Origin of the sequence: Ruminococcus turbiniformis, assembly GCF_020687545.1 — a bacterium.
In the GTDB taxonomy this organism is placed as follows: domain Bacteria; phylum Bacillota; class Clostridia; order Lachnospirales; family Lachnospiraceae; genus Mediterraneibacter; species Mediterraneibacter turbiniformis.
Genome location: NZ_JAJEQX010000006.1, coordinates 98491 through 118031 on the forward strand (window position 1 = coordinate 98491; position 19541 = coordinate 118031).

Below are 19541 nucleotides of genomic sequence, written 5' to 3' on the forward strand. Positions count from 1 at the left end.
CTTCTTCACTCCCCTTCCCGATGGGAATCGATCAGTCTCTGTATCTCCCGCGCCTCCTCGTCAGATATCTTTTTGTCCCCGAGAAACGCCGCCAGAAATTTCGGCAGCGATCCGCCAAATGTCCGGTTTACAAAGTAATCCGACTCCACCGCCTGGCATCTGTCCTTTGACACAAGCGGACTTACGACGGAATCCTCATTTTTCAGAAATCCGCGTTCCGAGAGCTTTCGGATCACTGTGTAGGTGGTTGATTTTTTCCATCCGAGGCGTTCCCCCGCAAGGCGCACAAGCTCTCCGGAGCGCACCGGGGCCGCCTCCCATACAAGAAGCATAAAGCGGTATTCGCTGTCGCACAGCTTCAGATCTTCCATAAATCATTTCCTCCCTGTTTTTCTCAGTCACCAAAAGTTGCAAAAGGTCTATTGTTATAAACCTCTTTTTCTTTTAGTTTATAACAATAGACCTTTTCTGTCAATCACAGAATATTTTTGTTCACATCCAGCCAGTATCGGCAGTACCGGCTGATGAAAGATATTCTCTGAGCCGGGCGCCTTATTCGGGGCTCTCAATCTCCGTCACATCCTCAAGAAGAATCTCTCTGCCGTCTTCAAATTTCATGACGCCCTCCGTCCTGTCAATCCGTTTCAGGCGCCCGGTAACCGTCACAAGGGCGCCGCCCGCTTTCCGCGCATCCGGGCGGAAATAAGTGACCGCCGCTTCCGGATGTCCCCCGGAAGCGGAACAGAGCTGATGCAGCTTTCGCCCCAGTTCTTCCTTCACACTCTCACTCAGCTCCGGCCTTTCGTCTGTAAGCCGCTCTGTCTCCCGTATCACATCCGCGTATCCGGTCAGCGCCATAAACGGCATGAACTGGGCCGCCCGCTCTTCCCTGGACATGCGGGGCCGGCGGGGAGAGACATGATGGGGCATGTCTATGATATCGTCATATTTTCCTTTCATGCCTTATGTCCTCCGATCTGATTGTTCCGTTCGATGGCAGTGGCTCCTTCCTCCAGGCTCATACCTTTCAGGATCGCATTCTTCCCGTACTTTTTCTTGATATCCAGAACCGCTTTCTGCCACTTTTTCTCTTTTTCGAGTTCCCTGTTTTCCCTCTCTTTTTCTGCCTCAAGCGCCTTATAGTCTGTAAAGAGATCCATCTGCTCAAAGCGGTCCTTCTCTTCTGCCGCCGATTCATCCGCCACACGGGAGGCGGTCAGATAGAGTCTGCGCACCGAGAGCTCGTGATCCACAATCCGGTCGTACAGATCTGTGGCTGCTTTCACGATTTTCTTTGCAGAGGCCGTGTACCGCTCCAGATTCTCTGTCCCGTGCGCGTGTTTTGGAACTGCTCTTCCGTACCGGTCAGCAGTGATCTCCCCTCTGTACGATTTCTTCGGATCTTTCAGATTGTTCCGGTCGTACCCCACAGTGAGGACGAGCTGATCTGTCAGAAGCCCCCGGTCCGTCAGATCGAGAGCGAGCATGTCCGCCATTTCCCGCACCACAATTCTTGCCCGCTCAAAAGAATATGCACAGGCGAGCACCTGGCCCGCTCCGACACTTGTGGACGCCGGTTTAAACGCCTTGATGTCCGCGATCGTACACGGTTCCCACCCCCAGGCATGGTCAATCAAAAGCTCTGCGTTGACTCCGAACAGCCGGTACAGAAGATCTTCATTATAGTAGTCCGTATCTTTTCCAAGAGAACATCTGGCAATATCGCCCATCGTAAAAAGTCCGTGCTCTTCCAGCTTCTTTTGGTATCCGCGCCCGATCCTCCAGAAGTCAGTCAGCGGACGGTGCGACCAGAGCGCCCTCCGGTAGCTCATCTCATCAAGCTCGGCCACACGAACTCCGTTTTCGTCCGGCGCGGTATGCTTCGCCTCGATGTCCATAGTCACTTTGCACAGATAGAGATTCGTGCCGACCCCTGCGGCAGCCGTGATCCGCATCACCTTCTGCACTTCCCGGATAATCTCGGAGGCAAGCTCTTTTCCTGTCATCTGATACGTGTTCAGATATCCGGTCACATCCATCATAACCTCATCGATAGAATAGACGTGGATATCCTCCGGAGCGATATATTTTAAATAAATCTCGTAGATCCGGGCGCTGTACTTCATATACAGCGCCATCCTGGGGGGCGCCACCACATAATCCAGCTCAAGAGACGGATCCTGCTTCAGCTCTGTGTCATCCCAGGAGGAACCTGTAAACTCCTGTCCGGGAGCTCTTGTTTTCCGGAGAGCATTTACTTCTTTTATCTTGCGGACCACTTCAAACAGTCTGGGCCGCCCCGGAATACCGTATGCTTTCAGAGAGGGGGATACGGCAAGGCAGATCGTCTTTTCCGTACGGCTCTCGTCCGCCACAACCAGATTCGCAGTCAGAGGATCCAGCCCGCGCTCAATACATTCCACTGACGCATAGAACGATTTCAGGTCGATTGCCAGATATGTCTTCTCCACGTTTTTCCTCCTCTCTTTTCTGCTGCCCTTTACCACAGCTTTTTTACAACGCTCTCCCGCATTCCTTTTCCGCAGTCTTTTTTGCAGTCTTTTCCGTATCCCTTCTCCACAGCTTTTTGCAGCCGGTGCTTCTGACTGTCCTCTCACCTGCGGTCTTTTTTCTGAGACAGGAACAATCCTGCCATCGTAAGAACCGTTCCGGCTGCAGTCATCCACGTAAACGGTTCATGGAGAATCAGAAACGACGTCACTACCGTAATGACAGGCACCATATAGATATAGACGCTCGTTCTGACAGCGCCCAGATACTTTACCGCCGAGTTCCACGTCACAAAACACAGCGCTGAAGCGCCGAGACCGAGGAAAAGCAGATTCATAAGAGCGGCCGGGTCTGCGAACCGCTCCGGCCCAAACCGAAAGTCAAACAGAAAAAGCGCAGGTACCATAAGGAGAATCCCGTAGAAGAAAATACGTCTTGTAGTCAGGATCGTGTCGTACCCGTACTCACTGATCTTCCTTGTCAAAATAGAATAGCACGCCCAGACAAAAGCGGCAAGGAGCGCCAGCACATCTCCCACCGGATTGAGTTCTAGGGCAGAGCCGTTGAAGCTGATCAGCGCGATGCCCGCCATGGAAACGGCAAATCCGATAAAGAACCGGCCTTTCAGTTTTTCTTCCTGCGCAAGAAAAATCTGGGACATAATCGCTGTAAAGAGCGGCGCCGCGGACACGATCACCCCTACATTCGACGCCATTGTATATGTGAGCGCAATATTTTCCATCAGGTAATACAGGCATACACCGCAAAGCCCCGCCGCCGCAAAAGCGAGTTCCTGACGGAGATCTGTCCCCTTAAGAATCCTCGGCCGCACGATCAGAAGCGCCGTAAAGCCCAGGACAAACCGGAAAAACAGAATCTCCACCGGCTGAAAATCATTGAGCAGCACCTTCGTCGATATAAACGTAGTTCCCCAGATTAGTATCGTGACAAGAGCTGCCGTATGTCCTTTCATTCTGTTGTTTTCTGTAATAGTATTCTTCATTCCGCTGTTTCCCATTCCGTTATGCTCCAATACTGTACCGTCAAAAGGGGAGACTTCCAGATTTTCCCTGGAAGTCTCCGTTCCTCTTTTTGCTTTTCTTATACTGCGTACGCCTTCTCCGGCAGCGGCAGTTTATCCCTTATCTGTCTGTTTCCGGCTGGCGCGATTCCAGTTCAGCTTTCAGGCGCTCGATTTCTCTTTTCTGCTTCTCGATTATATCCTGCTTCTGTCCAAGATCCTTTTTCTGTTCATCGATCTTATCCTGCATCTCATCGATCATATACTGCACTGTATTCCGGTCCAGTTCCTGCAATTCTTTGGAAAACATACCCATCACCTTCTCCGTGCTCAGGCACAGCTCGTAGATCTCCTCGTAGTATCGCCGGAACTGCGGGTACTGATCGATCAGCCGACCGATCCATTCCGGATCATCGATACTCAGAAACGTAAGCCATGCCTCCAGTTTTGTTCTTATGCCTTTATTGTGAAGAATGTTTCGGAAGTTGTCAAGCGGGATAAAGGCGAACTTCTTCCCCTCTTTCAGAAAGCCAGAATCCCTGCCAGCAGCAACATCACTCCGGGAACGAGATACTTCCGCGGATGATGCCACAGATCGCTCTCTATCTTCCATCCGCGGATCGGGAAGAACCATTCGAGAAGTACAGAGAGCACTGCGCTTAAGAAAGCGAATCCCAGTCCTGCTGCCGCCATGCCCGCACTTATGTTTCCCGCCTGCAGCTGCCAGCTTATCAGGAAAATACTGTCCGCAGCCAGGTTGCACAGGAAGAGAAAAAGAACGTACGGCACGCAGAATGCTTTTCTCTGCCCGGGCAGGAAACGGACCGCCTGTTCCAATGCCGGATCGCACGATAAAAGAATACAGAGCGGTGTATTCAGCGACAGAACCGCAAAACCCACAGGGATCATAAAACTGCCGCCCGCCTGCCTGAAAAGGAGAGGCAGCACACAGGCAGCGCCCCACATGATTCCTGTATTTACAAGATAATTTTTATGGAACCACAGATACCGGAAAAAATACCGCAGAACAGAATGGGTCCGGTGCGTTCTCAATGGTCTGCGCCGTTCTTTCCCCTGATGGAAGAAGCTGAAGCCGTCCGCGGAATACAGAATCCGCAAACACCGAGAGAAGCACCGCCAGCAACAAATTGTACATTGCATTCATGACAAGATCGATTTTTCTTTGCGTGCTCATTTTTCCCTCCAGATTATGAATTTGTTATTGCAGCATCAACATACGCCGGCGTAAAAGATCACGGTTAGCGGCTCAGAGCATTTTGCCCTTTGTGCACCGCCGCCAGCCTGTCCTTTGATAAAATTTTAACCGAAACCGGCCTTATACTGAAGTGAAGATCTGGAAAGCATCTTTCCAAAAAGGAAACGAGGTCAGAGGAGCATGAAAGGAATACCTCTTTAAAAAAGTAATTTACAGTCTGGGAAATGCTGGATTATAATAACGGAAACGGCAGTCTTTTGCTGCCTGCGTACCGGTACCGGACAAATAAAGCGCAATCTTCAAACCGGTAATAAAATATGGGAGAAAAATGATGAACAACGGAAATAACTGGAATATCTCCACACAGCAGATACAGATTTTTCTCAAGGCCGTGGAGCTTCGGAATTTCACAAAGGTAGCGGAATATTTCAATTTCACTCCTTCTATGGTCAGTAAAACCATCTCCACTCTGGAAGAAGAACTCGATCTTAAGCTGTTTGTCAGAAAGCCTCATGAACTGACGCCTACGCAGGCTGCCAGAATTTTATCGGACGAGTGGCGGCAGCTGATCGCTTCCATAGGGAACAGTATCTTAAAAGCGCGCGCTTCCCAGGACAAAGCCCTCTCAAAGATCGTCTTAAGCTTTGTGGATTCTTCCCTGAAAATAGACGAATCTATCAGCCGCTTTATTCTGGAATATAAAAAAGCCCGCCCGTCTGTACATATCATTGCCGAAAAGCACGATATGCACAGAGCAGTCGAACTTCTGAACCATGGAATGGTCGATATTGTTTTTACAAGCGCCATAGAACTTCCCTATCTTGAGGAGCACGGGCTTCTCTGGGAAAAAGCCTATGACACAAACGTTGCCGTCTATGTACCACAGGACAACCCGCTTTTCCAGAGGGACTCCCTCACTCTCGACGACCTGAAAGAGGAATCTCTTATCGCCTTTGACTTCACAATGCATCCTTCCTACAGGGAATGGCTGTATAAAATCTGCGGTGCGCACGGATTCATGCCCTATGTTGCGGCAACATTCCGCACTGTGCGCTCTCTTCTGTTTAATCTGAAGCTTAACAGTATGGTATTCATCGGGGAGACAGTTAACCGTGACTGGCAGGATGAGAACTTAAAGGAATTTATTCTCCCTGAAAAGTCCTTCTGTCTCGTAGGCTGGGGAAACGGCGCCGGCCGGGAAGTCCTCGCATTCAAAGACTACATACGCAGCCGGCTTGAAGAAATGTAACACGCGCCGCTCAGTGGCACTTGCTCCATCCGCAGCACTTACATATATTGCACCCTTCCTCAAACACAAGGGGCTCCCCGCACTCCGGACAGTACATCTTGTCCGTTTCAGCTTCCGTATTGACCGCCTTCGGCTTGGGAGCTTTCTCAATCTTTTTCGCGGTTTTCTCTGAGCCTGCGCCCCTTCGCTCCGCCAGTTCATCCTGCATCTCGTTGTACATATCCATCAGCGCGTTTCCGACTGCCATCGGGCAGCACGCGCCCTTGCTTGTATCCTTTCTGGACACCCGTCTCGCCGTGTATGACGGGCAGGAGCCGCTGGAATTAAGCTGATCCACGATCGTCTCAATATCGATTCCCCCTCTGGCGCTGATGGAGATCATACGGGACAGACCGACCATGAAGTTATTGCATCCTCCGGTGGAGCCCTTGCTTAAGTATGTCTCGAGCAGCGCTCCCGTGTGCGGATCAAAGAGCGCGATACAGTGCAGGCTTCCGCAGCCCGTCGTAAGCTTTCTCTTCTTTCCGACCACGTCATCTGTGACAAGCAGGATCTCTCCTCTTTTCAGGCCCTCTCCGGCAGAGATCTTTTTACTCTCTTTTTCCTTGCTCTCACTTGTGTTGAGAATACCGATTCTCTTGCATCCGTCGCGGAAGATCGTAATGCCTTTCAGGCCCTTCTCGTATGCATAAAGATAGAGATTTTCCGTCTCCTCCACAGTGAACCGGTTCGGCACATTCACCGTAGAACTGATGGAAGCGTCAATGTGCGTCTGCCATACAGACTGCATATCGATTCTCTGTCTGTAGTCCAGCGTCATGGCAGTGACAAAGTAATCCGGCAGATCCGAGTCGCTCTTAATCCCGTGCTGCTTCATATAGCTCTCCGCAATCTTTGTGTACACTTTATAATACACATCTGTTCCGTGGAGAGACTCTGTCTTTCTCTCATAGTAGTTTGCGTAAACAGGCTCAATCCCTCCCGATATGCCAAGCATCGTGGAGAGGGTTCCCGTGGGAGCAATCGTCAGAAGCTGGGAGTTTCTCAGACCATACTTGCGCGTCAACTCTCTTGTCTTTTCCGTAGTGTTCGCCTGGAAATACGGCGTGGACATGATCTCTTCTGTATTGCACGCGTCAAAAGGGCCTTTTTCTTTGGCAAGCAGTGCCGAAGCCGCAATTGCCGAGTCCGCCATGGCAAAGCCGATGTTGTCGCACATTGCCACCGCGTCTTCCTCACCATAAGTAAGGCCCAGTTTAATCAGGCAGTCAGCCAGTCCCATGATTCCAAGACCGATCTGACGCCATTTTGCCACGCTATCCTGCTGCTCCTTAAGCGGATGCAGCGGAAGCCCTTCATCCAGCACTTCATTAAGGGCGCGCACCGATATATCTACACAGTGTCTTAATCCCTCAAAATCAAACTGTGCATGATCTGTAAACGGATTCTGTACAAACTCCGAGAGGTTAATGCTTCCGAGAAGACAGCTTCCGCCTGCAGGAAGAGGCTCCTCCGCGCATGGATTGACACCTGCATAGGAAAAATCCTTTGTATTGCTTAAAAGGTTCCATCCTTCAATGCGGTCCCAGAACAGCGCTCCCGGTTCCGCGTAGTCCCAGTTCGTCTCTGCGATCCTGCGGAAAAGATCTCTGGCATTTACGGTACGCTCGATGACTTCCCCTGTCGCCTCTCTCGTATAATGGAGCAGATAGTCCTCATTTTTCTTGACCGCTTCCATAAAGTCCTCATGGACCCGTACTGAAATATTCGCCTTCGTCACCTTTTCCAGATCCGTCTTCAGATCTATAAATTCCTCCACGTCCGGATGAGAACAGTCGATGGAGATCATAAGCGCCCCTCTGCGCCCGTTCTGCCCGATCAGGGCCGTCACGAGAGAGTACAGCTCCATAAAGGATACAGATCCGCTCGTCTCCTTCGCGGCATTGTTGATTTTCGCGCCCCTGGGGCTCAGCTTTGAAATATCAACGCCGCAGCCCCCGCCGTAGCTGTACGTGCGGGCCAGCTTCTTCGCGCAGTCAAAAATGCTTTCAATATTGTCCTCCGGCGGATCTACCACGTAACAGTTGGAATATGTCACCTTGCGTCCCTGCTCATGGAGCCCTCTGTTGGAGAGGATTCTTCCGCCAAACAGAAACTTTTTCTGACGGATATAGCCGGCAATTTCTGTATTGCCCCCGCTGACTCTTTCAATCCACTCTTCGAAGCTCTCCCCTTCATTGCAGTATTTCTTCTCCCAGATGTCTGTTCCTAACTGGTTTTCCTCCCCCAGCCATTCTTCTACTGTCATTTTTCTGCCCTTCCTTCCGCGTTTTCATCTCAATTTCATTTTATTTTCCCTTCGTTCCCTGTCTGCCCGGATCACGGAAAACGCCCGGCTGATCCCGACATCATAGCAAATAAAATGTTATCATCGGAAGAAGTATATTTCAAGGCTTGACATATGGAAAAGAGTTGTTCCAACCACAAAATATAGTGTTTTTTTATTTTTTATCTACATTTCCTTGAAAAAATGCCATATTTTTCCAAAACAGGCCAAATGCCCGTTTTCAGGTGTTTTTCACATGCGCGATCATTCCCTGTATATCCCGGTTTGCATTGACAACGGTTATGCGGATATCCGGATGCGCGTTCTGAAATACGCGGAACACCTCGTCCGCAAATCCCTGTCCCATAAATGTCACATTGCGAAAGTCAAATACAATCTCCTGAAACTCATCAAGGCGAAGCAGAATTCTCCTGGCCTGGGAACGCGCCACTGGGTCTCCCAGCGGACACATCTCCCCTACCGGAATCAGCGTTTTTACAAAGCCTTTGTCCAGCGGGGCATATTCATCAAACACTTCTTTGACCCCTCTGGCTGTCTCGTTGGCAAGCTTCATCACTGCCATCGTACCAATCCCCCTCAGCCGGTTGTAATAAGCGATCAGATGGGATTTTACAAAATGTTCCCTGTCCTCACACCGCCACGAATAAACTGTCCCGTCGGACCAGAGCGCAAACTCGGTCAGCATTTTGGAGACAAAGAAAATGCCTTCTCCGGAGTGCCCCTCCGGACTGGTTGTAAGCCTGCCCTTGTAAAGTTCCAGAGCCGCCTGTTCCGCATCCATGTTTATCCCCATTTTATCCTGTACATATTCCTGTATATTCCGGAAGATTCCGATTCCATTATCCGTAACCGATATTTCTGTATACAGGCAGTCCTTTTTCACTTCAATGCTGATCCTGCTTCCGCGGGAATGCTCAATGGCATTGTTCATAATCTCCGTGAACGCGTAATACCAGATCTTTCCCGCATTCTGAGGAAATTCTCTCAGAAGCGGAGCAATATCCCGGAAATACACACTGTCTTCCTCCAGTGTTCCGTCGTTTTCATAATCCAGATGTACGGACGTCTCCTTCAGCCGGTAACCACATCGTCCCGTTTCATTCTTCTCTATCACCCCCGCATCAAGACATGCTGCGGCATATCTCCGCACACTCGTCTCCGATACACCAAAATTGTCGGCCGTCTTCCTGAGAAACTGGCTGTCATCTTCCCGGATCTTATTCAGCATATATTTTCGGATCGCTTCCCGTTTTTCTTCTGTAAATGACATCTTCCACCTCCTACTTTACGCTTTATTTCAACTATATTTTATATATTTAAAACTATAACAAAACTATATTAAACTGTAAATACCTTTTTTGAAAATATTTTTGGATTTTCGGATTGTCTTTCAGGACGTTTCCGGACAGGCTGGCTCAGGCACCGCATTCTGTGTTATACTCATTCTGGCAGATACCGGGGCAAAAAGTTCTAAACCCGCATGAGCTTTCCCATAAGCGGGTGACAGGCCTTGAAACCCGCCCCGATATGGCATAATCAGAAAGGAGGATTCCCATGAATCCATTAGAACGTTTATTAAAATACACTGTGATCCGGACTCCCAGCGATGAGCACAGCTCCACGGTTCCGTCGAGCAAATGCCAGTTTGAACTGGCCTGGCAGCTTCACCGGGAGCTTTTCACAATGGGGATCACAGATGTAACGGTAGATACAAACTGTTATCTCTACGCCCATATTCCGGCTACGCCCGGGTATGAAGACCGTCCGAAGCTGGGATTTATCGCCCATCTTGACACCGTATCGGACTTCTGTGATAAGCGCATTGTTCCCGTTGTCCACGAAGACTATGACGGACGGGATCTGCCCCTCGGCGTGAGCGGACGCATCCTCTCCCCGGAAATATTTCCCCACTTAAAGGATCTGAAAGGCCGGACACTTGTCACAGGCGACGGCACGACCATTCTGGGTGCGGACGACAAGGCAGGAATCGCCGAGATAATGACAATGGCGGAACGCATCCTCGAGGAAAATATCCCCCACGGCCAGATCTCCATCGCCTTTACCCCGGATGAGGAGATCGGGATGGGAGCCGCCCATTTTGATCTGGACGCGTTTGACGCGGATTTTGCATACACGCTGGACGGCGATACAGAAGGAGAGATCCAGTATGAGAACTTCAATGCCGCGAAGGCCGATTTTGACATATCCGGAGTCAATGTACATCCAGGCTCTTCAAAGGATGTCATGGTCAACGCCTCTCTTGTGGCAATGGAAATCAACGCACTTCTTCCATCTTCTGAAACACCTCGCAATACAGACGGTTATGAGGGATTCTATCACCTGACGGAGATGAAGGGAAATGTGGCGAATGCGGAGCTTCACTATATTATTCGGGATCACGACGCGGGAAAATTCGAACAGAAAAAAGAACTTCTCAAAGACATTGAAAAAAGAATGAATGACAAATGGGGTGCGGGCACTGTCCGCCTTGTAATCACGGATCAGTACCGAAACATGGCCGAGATCATTGCCGGGTGCATGCACCTTATCGAAAATGCAGAAAAAGCCTGTAAAAATGCAGGCGTAACACCGCTCATCCTTCCAATCCGCGGCGGCACGGACGGCGCGCAGTTAAGTTTCAAAGGACTCCCCTGTCCGAATCTCGGCACCGGAGGGCACGGCTATCACGGTCCCTACGAGCACATTACAAAAGAAGGGATGGAAGCGGCGTGTCAGGTGGCGATTGAGCTGGTGAAAATCTATGCGGAGTAACGCGGATTTGACGGAATGAAACAAGCAGTCTGAACTAATCCGTGCAGGACAGAGGGGATCCTGCACTGGGCTGCATCAGACCAGAAGGTTCCTTCCGGCAAATCGGCGGTTCATGTAAAAAAACAGCCGAAAGCGGAATCAAAATTCCATTCCCTCTTGCTGCCTGCTGCCGGTTTTCAGGGAAATCACCGGGCAGTAAAAAGGATGCGGAACTGCCAGATAAAACCTGCCGTCCGGAATCAGCTTCACGCACGGACTTATAGACAGACTGTTTTATCCGGCAGATCCTCACCTACTGCCGCACCGCTCCGTTATCGCACCGGTTTCCCCAGGAATCGATCAGCATCCCGTCCCGGTACACGCAGATGATCTCGCAGTGGTTCGCGCACTTGCCGCAGGTGATCTCCCGTGTCTTAAACTCCATCTCCGCGACATCGAAAGAGAACTCTCCCTCATCCTGCCGTTCCTTCGCGAGGATGGCGATTCCGAAAGCGCCCATGAGATGGCCCTTTTCATCCACAAGAACGGGCATGCCGAGCTGTTCCTCAAACATCCGCACCACGCCCGCGTTCTTGCTCACACCTCCCTGGAAGACAACCGGGGAGACGATCTTTTTCCCCTTTGCCACATTGTTGAGATAGTTGCCTGCCACCGCCTTGCACAGTCCTGCGATAATCTCCTCCTTCGGACATCCGACCTGCAGCTTATGCACCAGATCAGACTCCGCGAACACCGTACATCTGGCCGCAATCGGCGCAGCCTTCTTCGCCTTCAGAGCGATCTCTCCGAACTCCTCCACTTCCACGCCCAGCCGGTGGGCCTGGCTGGAGAGGAAGGCGCCTGTTCCCGCGGCGCAGAGCGTATTCATGGCGTAATCCACGGCCACTCCGTTCTCCACACAGATGATCTTGGAATCCTGTCCCCCGATCTCCAGGATAGTGCGCACATCGGGGTGAAGCGTCGTCGTGCCAACCGCGTGAGCCGTGATCTCGTTTTTGATCACCTGCGCCCCGATCATGCTTCCCACAAGCTTTCTCGCGCTTCCCGTTGTGCCTGACGCAGCGATCCGGTAGGCGTCCGCGTCAAACTGTTTTTCCAGTTCACGCAGTACTTTCTGGGTTGCCTGGGTCGGGTTTCCTTCCGTCCAGAGATAACATTCCGCGAGAAACTCATTTTTCTCATTTATAATTACGCCTTTTGTCGATATGGAACCGATGTCGATTCCAAGATAAGCCTTCTTTTTCATCTCAGTACCTTCTTCTTTCTCTCAAGCATGTCATAAAAAGCCTCAAGTCTTGTATCCAGTCCTGTATCACTCTCCTGCATGTCGTAGCTTAAATACAGAACAGGGATGTGATAGTCTCTGCTGATATTCTGAAGAATGGGAATCGCATCCATCTCCGGCGTGCAGCCGAAAGACTTCACATGGACAATTCCGTCATATCCCTGCTTCGCATAGTCAAGCGCAGCGTTCAGCGTCCAGGTCGTCGTCGCCCCCATGTTGTACTGGGCGTACTCTCTGACCCTCGGCCGCAGAACCGACTCTTTTGCCCGGAAATGACAGTTTGTCACATTCAGGAAACGGCTCACAGAGGCGCCGAGCCGCACCAGCTTCTCCTGCAGAAACAGGTTGGAGTACGGATCCATGGCCGTAAAATATTCTCCCACTACGCCAATGCGCACCGGATTTTCCGGGGTTTTCAGCTTCACATCATGGAATGCGCTTTTCGCCTCCTGATACCCTTCACGGATCTCATGCCAGTTTTCCGCATTCTGCATTTTCATGAGATACTGTCTGTATATTTTATCAAACCGGCCCTTTTCTGCCTCAAAGGCGGCGTCCCTGTAATAGATCTCTTCGATCTCGTCCATGAACTGCGCCATTTTCACACCTTCATAGACACCGGTTGTAAGCTGGGTCGGTTTCAGTTTCGGGCTCAGGCTTTTCGCCAGTTTCAGCCATGCGCTCTTCTTTCCGCCCATGTATTCCGCCAGGTTGACAAACTCGCACCTGTAGCCTAATTCCCGTATAATCTCCTTCTGGAGCGCCCCGTAATAATCCAGCCTGCACAGGCCGCCGGTCTCAACCAGCACGTCCGCCCCGGCTTCCAGAGCCTCTATCAGGCTTCCGAGCGTGTGTTTGAACGGCGCACACGCATAGTCCGGGCTGTATCTGCTCCCCAGCTCCGTCGTCTTCTTTGTGGGAGGCGGAAGGAGGACATAACTGGCCCCGATTCCCTGCTCCACGATATATCTGATCGCATAATTGTAGTGACTGAACCTCGGAAATGCGATCTTTTTTCTGCTGTCAATTCTGATTTCCATATCCGCCTGCCTTCTGATATCTGATGATGTCGATAAAACTTTCGATCCTTGTCTCCACGCCCGCCGTTCCGCTCTGCGCATCCAGCGTCAGGTTGAGAAGCGGTATGCCTTTGATCCGGCGTGTCAGCATGTCATTTACAAGGGCATCCGGGCCGCACGGATAGGCGCTCAGCAGGATGATTCCGTCCGCCTTCTTTTTAAGAAGAAGATCCGCCCCGGTTATCTCTCTGTTAATGAGCCACGGCATAACGTGTGAGAAGTCATAACTCTTCTTCAGCGCACTCTCCCGGTTCACGCAGTCAGAATAAAGAACCTCGGCTCCGAAATTATTAATAATCTGTGCAAGCTCACCGCCCATGTATGTATCATGAAGCACATAGGGGTGCCCGGAGAGAAGGACCTTGATCCTGCTGCTCTGAAGCGTCTCATTCTGGGCCTTTTCCCTGTTTTTAAGCCATGCATCCTGCTGCTTTTTCGCTTTTGCATACGCCTTTTTCACTTCTTTTTTCGGCTTTTCAAGCTGCTCTCCCAGTTCAAGAAATACTTTCTCTTCCGACGTGTCCATATCCCAGTCATAGCTCACGGTAAGGATATCAATGTGCTCGTCCCGGAAAATATTCCGGATCAGGTCCGGAAGTGATTCGTATCTGGTACACAGCTTTTCCCGCTTCTTATATCCGGCGGTTCTCGGAACAAAAACCGCGTCGCACTTTCCGATCAGCCATTCCACATGTCCCAGATACATCTTAAAAGGAAGGCATGTCTCATCCACTGCCCTCCTCATTCCTGTATCCAGTATATCTCTGTCGCTCTTCGGGCTGACCAGGCATTCAAATCCCAGATTGCCGAAAAACTCCTTCCAGAGAATCCCGTCCCGGTATGCCATCAGCCCCCGCGGGATTCCGATTGTATGTATTCTGCTCAAATTAATTCCTCCATGAAATTACTTCCCCACTGTCCGGCGTCAGTGTACAGGGATACAAAACGCCCTTGTACACTGACGTTTCCATGATAACATGTACTTTCTGCCTTTCACAACCTTTTTCAGAAAGTCACTTTATTCCAGTGTTACACACTGGTTTCCTCTGGATTGAAACACTGACTCAAATGCGGTTCTGCTGTACTCTGTCATGCCGGAGATAGGATCTGCAATCGTGACAGTATTCTCAGAGTAGCCGATCAGCACCGCCCCGTGGTCTCCGTGACTCCACTCCACATAATCCCCGCTCTCCGTATACCAGCCTTGTGTCTCACCTCTTGCCGCCATTCCGACCATCACCCACACGACAACCGGGATGTCCCGGCTCACAAGACCGTACAGCTCCTCACAGGATGCCCCGGTGCGGTCCACTGCCCGCATGTCGCTGCCTGCATCCGCAAGATATCCGTCTGCCGCCGTAATGATCGCTCCGGTGCCGCATATGATTCCTGCCGAGCTTGCAGGGTCTCCGACGAAATAATTATTCATGTCGGTTCCGTAAAGTCTTCCGTCCGCTCCGGTATAATAGACGAGAGGCGCTGTGGGCAGATAACTTTCCGCCATCGTCATTTTGTCCACCGGGAACCCATAGTAATTCAGCGCCATCGTGAGCGCCGTTATCTCACAGCCTGTAGGGAGTTCCGGCTCCTGATAGACAATACCGAAATTCCCGATCACATATTCATCCGGGACCGCGTTCTCCTCCAGTATCTGTACATAAGCATCCTCTTCCGGCATCCTGCTCTCCTCCGCCTGTATAAAAGCCGATACCGGCTCCGCCTGTTCCGGGAAAATATATCTCCAGGCTGAAGGCTCTTCCGCAAAGAGAAGAAGCGCCAGCAAAAAAGCAAGCGCGGCCGTCACTTTCCATCTGTTCTGCAAAAACAGCTCTTTGACATAATGCGCACTCTTTTTCACCCTTCTCTTCATTTTCATCCGTTCCTTCCTGCCTTGATTGTAAAGTAAATAACTGCCAGTGCCTCTGGCAAACCCGGGACAGGCCCCGCCATAGCCGCAAAGTCAAAAACGCCGTCTGTGAGAACGAATAGACAAAGCATTTCTTCACCCGTCATCCCCCACAGACAGCATCAAGATATCACGTTATAACTTTATTTACATAAATTGTAGGACAAAACGCCGCCGCTGTCCAATACCTTAATTCAATGGTTTTCGATACGCCTCAGCTATAACTGTTATTCCTGTGCGTCCATCCATTCATATATCCGTATATAAATTTTCCGAAACTGTACTTATTGCATATTGACAGTATGTACTTCGTGTGCTATACTGTACTCATCAAACAAGTACAGTATTGACAAGGAGTGAATTGTATGAAGTCAAAAACATCATCCGCTGAATATATATCAATCAGCCACCTTTCAAAAAAATTCGATAAGGACTTTGTCTTAAAAGATGTAAACGCTGTTCTCAACAAAGGAGAGATTCTCGGCTTCCTCGGTCCAAGCGGCGCGGGAAAGACAACGACGATCAAGATTCTCACCGGACAGCTCCGTCCCACTTCGGGGGATGCGGAAGTTCTGGGGATCAACTGCCGGAAGATCGACGAACTGATCTATGAACAGATCGGAATCGTCACAGACTCAAGCGGTGTCTACGAGCGCATGAGCGTCTACGACAACCTGAGATATTTTGCCCGCCTTTTAAACGCACCGATTGCGGACATCGATCCTCTCCTGAAGCGGATCGGCCTGTATGAACACCGGAAGAAACCTGCCGGAAAGCTCTCAAAAGGGCAGATGCAGCGTCTTGTCGTCGCAAGAGCCATTCTCCACAGGCCGAAGGTTCTCTTTCTTGACGAGCCGACAAGCGGTCTCGATCCGTCCACTGCCCTGGAGATCCACCGGATGCTTCTGGATCTGAAAGAGGAAGGCATGGCAATCTTCCTGACTACACACAACATGGAGGAAGCAACAAAGCTGTGCGATCACGTGGCGCTTCTGAATGAGGGAATTATCGTCGAGTACGGGACGCCCGAGGAAATCTGTCTGAAACACAATAAAGTAAAGAAATACCGAGTGCAGCTCACAGACGGCACAAAGCACGTCCTTCTTCAGAACCAGGACACTGCCGAAAAGATTTCACAGTGGCTTTACGAGAGCCGGATCGAGACGATCCACTCCTGCGAGCCTACGCTTGAAACCGTATTTTTAGAAGTAACAGGGAGGGAACTCAAATGAAAACAATCCAGTTAAAACCAGTCCATCTAAGAAAACTCGCCGCGATTACGGAAGTCAAGGGGCGCGCGCTTTTCAGCAAGAACTTTATTATCATGCCTATCTTTTCGCTCGGCTTTACATTCCTTATGGATCTGATCTACAGCAATATTACCGACGGGGCCGTGGATATGAGCGCTCTCGCGCTTGCCTTCGGAGTGCTCATGAATATCTCCATGACCGGCATCTACTGCGTCTCTGCCATGCTCGCGGAGGAGAAAGAAAAAAACACACTACGCACCCTTATGACCTCCTCGGTCAACGGACTGGAATTCTTCCTCGGAAGCCTGATTCCCGCCGTGCTTATGACCGCAGCAGTCAACGTGCTCTGCGTCCTGATCGTACGGGTGGAGATGAGTCCTTCCCAGTGGGGAGCCTACCTGGCGGTCACAACTGCGGCGTCAGTCATCTCATCGGTTGTGGGCATGATCTTTGGAATCTTCGCGAAGAATCAGGTGTCTGCCAGCACGATCACCACGCCGGGAATCCTCATTTTCATGATGATACCCATGTTTTCCAGTCTGAACGAACCGCTGGAGAAAGCCTCGGGCTGTCTCTTTACGGGAATCGCCCTTGACGCCATCGCAAATATACACGCCGGAAGACCGGCAGTCGGCACACAAGGGATCCTCGTTCTGGCCGCCGAACTCATCGGTTCTGTCGTCATCTTCCTTCTTCTCTACCGGAAGAACGGTTTTGAGAGGTGATTACATGGAAATTATTTTAAGCAGCGCCAGTGACCGTCCGATCTACGAACAGATCGTGTCACAGATCAAAGAAATGATTATGAAAGGAGAGCTCAGGCCCGGCGAGCCGATGCCCTCCATGCGCAGACTTGCAAAGGATCTGCATGTAAGTGTTATTACAACACAGCGCGCCTACGAAGATCTTCAGAAAGACGGGTTCATTGTCACGGTTCCCGCCAAGGGGACTTTTGTCTCAACGCAGAACCAGGACTTTATCCGCGAGGAGAATTTGAGACGGATCGAATCTCTCCTCTCGGATGCCGCTTCCCTCGGAAGAGAAAACGGCCTCTCACTGGACGACCTGAAAAATACACTGGACATTGTCTGGTCGGATGAGTGAATTTTACGCTTTTAGCTATGGAGGAATGACACAATGGAAAACGCCATACAGGTGCGGAACCTGACAAAAAAATATAAAGATTTCACACTGGACAACATCTCATTTACCCTGCCAAGCGGCACGGTTATGGGGCTGATCGGCGAAAACGGAGCCGGAAAATCCACCCTTATCAACGCCATTTTAGGCGTATCGGACGCTGAATACGATCAGGTTGCCCTTCTCGGGCACGACCTGCGCACACAGACAAAACTTGCAAAGGAGGACGTGGCCGCAATCTTCAGCGACTCTCACTATGATTACGGCATGACGCCGCTTGCTGTCGGCGAGATGCTCTCCCGCTTTTTCCGCAACTGGGATCAGCAGAAGTATCTCGGATACCTGAAACGCTTTCACCTGCCGGAGAAAAAACGTCTGAAAAAATTTTCCACCGGAATGCGGGTGAAGCTGGAGTTCGCCGCAGCCTTAAGCCACAATCCGAAACTTCTGATTCTGGACGAGGCGACAAGCGGCCTTGACCCTGTATTCCGCGATGAGATTCTCGACATTCTGCGGGAATTCACCGAGGAGGAGGATCATGCGGTGCTGATGTCCTCGCATATCACGAGCGATCTGGATAAAATCGCGGATTACATTGCCTACCTGCACGAGGGCAAACTGCTCTTCGTCAAGACATACGACGACATCCGCGACAACTACGGCATCATCACATGCGGCCGGCAGCTTTTTGACGCGCTCAGCCGGGACGACATATCTGCCTACAGGAAAGAAGCCTACAGCTACAAAATCCTCGTAAACGACAGAGCGAAACTGCGCCGGATCTTCCCTGATATCGAGATGGTTCCCGCTTCAGTGGAAGACATTATGCTGTTCTATGTAAAAGGAGAAAAAGTGAAATGAAAGGGATTATATTCAAAGACTTATACGACAATTTCGGCGTGTGGAAAAACCTTGCATCCTATATATTCTGCTTCGGAATCATCCTTTTAGTCAGCCTGTTCTCACGCTCGGAGTATTTCTACGGGCTGATGGTATTTATGACCGCTCTCGGCGGCTCTGCCGCTATCGAATCATCCACCGAACAGGATGAGCTATCAAACTTCAACCGGCTGCTGATCACATTTCCGGTGACAAAAACCGAAATCATCCGGGCAAAATACATACTGGCGCTCTGTTTTCTCGGCGTGGCAAATGTCTTTTCTTTTCTGATTCTTCTGCTTTATGTATATGCATATCGCGCGCTGACATTTACACAGGCGCTGCCCTACTGGCTGATCGGAGTCTGCGCATCACTGATACTGACTGCATTTTCCTACGTCATCTATTCCGTTTTCGGAAAGAGAAGAGGCACCATCTTCTACTGCATCATCGTTGCACTCCTTGCCTGTGCGTACGGGGCGCTCTGGTCGCTTTCCAGGATCGGTATGATCGGCGCTGCCGCAGGGTGGAATGTTCCCGTTATCCTGGGTATTTCATTCCCGGTGTCGGTTCTGCTCTTTTTCCTAAGCTATGTCTTTGTGATGTGGCTCTACAAAAAGAGGTATGCGTAATCTGTCTTTATCCGGAAGAGAAATCGCTGCGGAAACAAAAACAGATTTGTTTTCGGCAGGAAAGTCCCGGAACGTTTTCTTCTTCCGGACGAAAACTGTTTTGTCACAGGACAGCCTTCTGCTTTTGACGGGAACTTCTGTTCTCAAGAAGCAAGCTTCCACAAAATCATGTTGTGTGAGCGGCGAGTGGAGCGCTTTGCGCGACTTTGAGCAAGGGAACACAATCATGATTTTGCGGAAGCGAATGTTTATAT

Annotated in this window: 20 protein-coding genes; 7 read left to right on the forward strand and 13 right to left on the reverse strand. The window is 50.5% G+C overall.

Annotated features, from left to right (window positions below):
* Positions 1–5: 5 nt before the first annotated feature.
* The 7 genes from LKD70_RS05125 to LKD70_RS05155 all read right to left on the reverse strand — a co-directional run bounded on the left by LKD70_RS05125 (position 6) and on the right by LKD70_RS05155 (position 4727).
* Positions 6–371: a BlaI/MecI/CopY family transcriptional regulator gene (locus LKD70_RS05125; protein WP_227706957.1), complete on the reverse strand. Its 366-nt coding sequence runs from the start codon at positions 369–371 to the stop codon at positions 6–8.
* Between the two features lie 181 nt (positions 372–552).
* Entirely contained in the window at positions 553–960 is a 408-nt protein-coding gene (locus LKD70_RS05130; RefSeq protein WP_227706958.1) for a YolD-like family protein, read from the reverse strand.
* Positions 957–2471 carry a Y-family DNA polymerase gene (locus LKD70_RS05135; RefSeq protein WP_227706959.1) on the reverse strand — a complete coding sequence of 505 codons (1515 nt, stop codon included), beginning with the start codon at positions 2469–2471 and terminating at the stop codon, positions 957–959. Before LKD70_RS05135 ends, LKD70_RS05130 begins: the two co-directional genes overlap by 4 nt.
* Positions 2472–2614: 143 nt before the next feature.
* Complete coding sequence (locus LKD70_RS05140; protein WP_456115009.1) at positions 2615–3502, reverse strand: DMT family transporter; 888 nt, start codon at positions 3500–3502, stop codon at positions 2615–2617.
* A 151-nt stretch (positions 3503–3653) separates the two neighbouring features.
* On the reverse strand, positions 3654–4124 hold the full coding sequence (locus LKD70_RS05145) for a hypothetical protein (RefSeq protein ID WP_227706961.1): 471 nt from the start codon (positions 4122–4124) through the stop codon (positions 3654–3656).
* Complete coding sequence (locus LKD70_RS05150; protein ID WP_227706962.1) at positions 4055–4441, reverse strand: hypothetical protein; 387 nt, start codon at positions 4439–4441, stop codon at positions 4055–4057. Before LKD70_RS05150 ends, LKD70_RS05145 begins: the two co-directional genes overlap by 70 nt.
* Positions 4442–4523: 82 nt before the next feature.
* A complete protein-coding gene (locus LKD70_RS05155) occupies positions 4524–4727 on the reverse strand; it encodes a hypothetical protein (protein ID WP_227706963.1) in 204 nt (67 codons plus the stop codon).
* Between the two features lie 352 nt (positions 4728–5079).
* Here LKD70_RS05155 and LKD70_RS05160 point away from each other — a divergent pair, with 352 nt between their 5' ends.
* Positions 5080–5997 (forward strand): LysR family transcriptional regulator, encoded by a 918-nt coding sequence (locus LKD70_RS05160; protein WP_227706964.1) that lies wholly within the window; start codon positions 5080–5082, stop codon positions 5995–5997.
* A 10-nt stretch (positions 5998–6007) separates the two neighbouring features.
* Here the strand turns inward: LKD70_RS05160 and LKD70_RS05165 are convergent, their stop codons facing one another.
* Positions 6008–8305, reverse strand: coding sequence for an adenosylcobalamin-dependent ribonucleoside-diphosphate reductase (locus tag LKD70_RS05165; protein WP_227706965.1), 2298 nt, complete (start codon positions 8303–8305; stop codon positions 6008–6010).
* A gap of 259 nt (positions 8306–8564) precedes the next feature.
* The gene (locus tag LKD70_RS05170; RefSeq protein ID WP_227706966.1) at positions 8565–9614 is read right to left on the reverse strand and encodes an ATP-binding protein; all 1050 of its coding nucleotides are present in this window, start codon (positions 9612–9614) and stop codon (positions 8565–8567) included.
* Between the two features lie 284 nt (positions 9615–9898).
* On the opposite strand from LKD70_RS05170, the gene pepT reads away from it, so the two are divergent.
* The gene (gene pepT, locus LKD70_RS05175) at positions 9899–11116 is read left to right on the forward strand and encodes a peptidase T (protein ID WP_227706967.1); all 1218 of its coding nucleotides are present in this window, start codon (positions 9899–9901) and stop codon (positions 11114–11116) included.
* 292 nt (positions 11117–11408) lie between these two features.
* Here pepT and LKD70_RS05180 read toward each other — a convergent pair whose 3' ends face one another.
* The 4 genes from LKD70_RS05180 to LKD70_RS05195 all read right to left on the reverse strand — a co-directional run bounded on the left by LKD70_RS05180 (position 11409) and on the right by LKD70_RS05195 (position 15356).
* Positions 11409–12362, reverse strand: coding sequence for an acyl-CoA dehydratase activase (locus tag LKD70_RS05180; RefSeq protein WP_227706968.1), 954 nt, complete (start codon positions 12360–12362; stop codon positions 11409–11411).
* Positions 12359–13441 (reverse strand): 2-hydroxyacyl-CoA dehydratase, encoded by a 1083-nt coding sequence (locus LKD70_RS05185; protein WP_227706969.1) that lies wholly within the window; start codon positions 13439–13441, stop codon positions 12359–12361. The genes LKD70_RS05180 and LKD70_RS05185 overlap by 4 nt, the downstream gene beginning before the upstream one ends.
* Positions 13425–14366, reverse strand: a complete 942-nt coding sequence (locus tag LKD70_RS05190; protein WP_227706970.1) for an acyl-CoA dehydratase activase-related protein — start codon at positions 14364–14366, stop codon at positions 13425–13427. The genes LKD70_RS05185 and LKD70_RS05190 overlap by 17 nt, the downstream gene beginning before the upstream one ends.
* 132 nt (positions 14367–14498) lie before the next feature.
* Positions 14499–15356 (reverse strand): C39 family peptidase, encoded by an 858-nt coding sequence (locus LKD70_RS05195; RefSeq protein WP_227706971.1) that lies wholly within the window; start codon positions 15354–15356, stop codon positions 14499–14501.
* A gap of 395 nt (positions 15357–15751) precedes the next feature.
* Between LKD70_RS05195 and LKD70_RS05200 the strand changes: the two genes are divergently transcribed.
* Genes LKD70_RS05200 through LKD70_RS05220 form a run of 5 tightly spaced genes read left to right on the forward strand, consistent with a single transcriptional unit; the run spans position 15752 to position 19287 of the window.
* Positions 15752–16618, forward strand: coding sequence for an ABC transporter ATP-binding protein (locus tag LKD70_RS05200; protein ID WP_227706972.1), 867 nt, complete (start codon positions 15752–15754; stop codon positions 16616–16618).
* Entirely contained in the window at positions 16615–17361 is a 747-nt protein-coding gene (locus tag LKD70_RS05205) for an ABC transporter permease (protein ID WP_227706973.1), read from the forward strand. The genes LKD70_RS05200 and LKD70_RS05205 overlap by 4 nt, the downstream gene beginning before the upstream one ends.
* Before the next feature lie 4 nt (positions 17362–17365).
* Positions 17366–17740, forward strand: coding sequence for a GntR family transcriptional regulator (locus tag LKD70_RS05210; protein ID WP_227706974.1), 375 nt, complete (start codon positions 17366–17368; stop codon positions 17738–17740).
* Between the two features lie 33 nt (positions 17741–17773).
* Positions 17774–18637 carry an ABC transporter ATP-binding protein gene (locus LKD70_RS05215; RefSeq protein WP_227706975.1) on the forward strand — a complete coding sequence of 288 codons (864 nt, stop codon included), beginning with the start codon at positions 17774–17776 and terminating at the stop codon, positions 18635–18637.
* Positions 18634–19287 (forward strand): ABC-2 transporter permease, encoded by a 654-nt coding sequence (locus LKD70_RS05220; protein ID WP_227706976.1) that lies wholly within the window; start codon positions 18634–18636, stop codon positions 19285–19287. The genes LKD70_RS05215 and LKD70_RS05220 overlap by 4 nt, the downstream gene beginning before the upstream one ends.
* The last annotated feature ends 254 nt before the right edge of the window (positions 19288–19541 follow it).